Raw genomic sequence first — 1,161 nt, forward strand, 5'->3', positions numbered from 1 at the left:
CGCCTCGTCGAGGGCCATCATCGCGCCCTTGCCGGACTTGATCGCCGCCAGCAGGCCGGCAACCTGGGGCAGGATGCGCTCGATGAAGAAGCGGGCGGTGGCGAGCTTGGCCTCGTAGAAGTCCCGCTCCGGCGTTCCGTCGGCCAGCGCCGCCTGCGCCACCTTGGCGGCGCGCACCCACATGAAGCCGAGCGCCACTAGGCCGAACAGCCGCAGATAATCGGTCGCGGCGGCGCCGGCCTCGTCCGGATCCTTGAGGCCCCGTTGCGCGATGTGGGCGGTGGCGAGCTGGAGCGCACCGAACGCCTTGGACACGGGCAGGGCGAGGGGCGCCAGGGCATCGTCCTCCAGCGCCGCGTCGAGGAAGGCGAGGACCGGGTGGAAGAAGCCGCGCAGCAGCCGGCCGGCATGGGCCGGGAGCTTGCGGCCGACGAGGTCGAGGGCCTGCACGCCGTTGGTGCCCTCGTAGATCATCGAGATCCGGGCATCGCGGACATACTGCTCCATGCCGTGGTCTCGGATGAAGCCGTGGCCGCCGTAGACCTGCAGGCCGATGCTGGCCGCCTCGAAGCCGAGATCGGTGAACAGCGCCTTCACCACCGGCGTCATCAGGGCCGAGAAATCCTCCGCCCGCCGCCGTTCGGCCGGATCGGGATGGCGCTCCATCACGTCGAGGCTCCGGGCGACCCAGCCGCCGAGCGCCCGGGCGCCCTCGTTGTAGGCGCGGATCGTCATCAGCATGCGCCGCACGTCCGGATGTACGATGATCGGGTCTGCGGCCAGGTCCGGCCGCTTGGCACCCGAGAGCGCGCGCCCCTGCAGGCGCTCGCGGGCATAGGCGACGGCGCCCTGGTAGGCCGCCTCGCCGGCGCCCAGCCCCTGGATTCCCACCGACAGGCGCTCGCTGTTCATCATCGTGAACATCGCGCGCATGCCCTTGTGCGGCTCGCCGACGAGCCAGCCGACGGCGTCGTCGAAGGAGAGCTGGCAGGTGGCCGAGGCCTTGATGCCCATCTTGTGCTCGAGGGCGCTGCAGGTGACGCCGTTGCGCGCCCCCGGCGTCCCGTCCGGCGCGGGCAGGAATTTCGGCACCAGGAACAGGCTTATGCCCTTCACGCCCTTGGGGGCATCGGGCAGCCGCGCGAGGACGAGATGCACGAT

1 protein-coding gene is annotated in these 1,161 nt (G+C 71.1%); it reads right to left on the reverse strand.

What is annotated here, in order from left to right; translation table 11 throughout:
• The coding region (locus I5W_RS28510) for an acyl-CoA dehydrogenase C-terminal domain-containing protein (RefSeq protein ID WP_044531784.1) at positions 1-1,161 on the reverse strand (1,161 nt) is incomplete at both ends.

The organism is Herbaspirillum sp. B65, assembly GCF_000333555.1.
GTDB classification, from domain to species: Bacteria; Pseudomonadota; Gammaproteobacteria; order Burkholderiales; family Burkholderiaceae_D; genus Herbaspirillum; species Herbaspirillum rubrisubalbicans.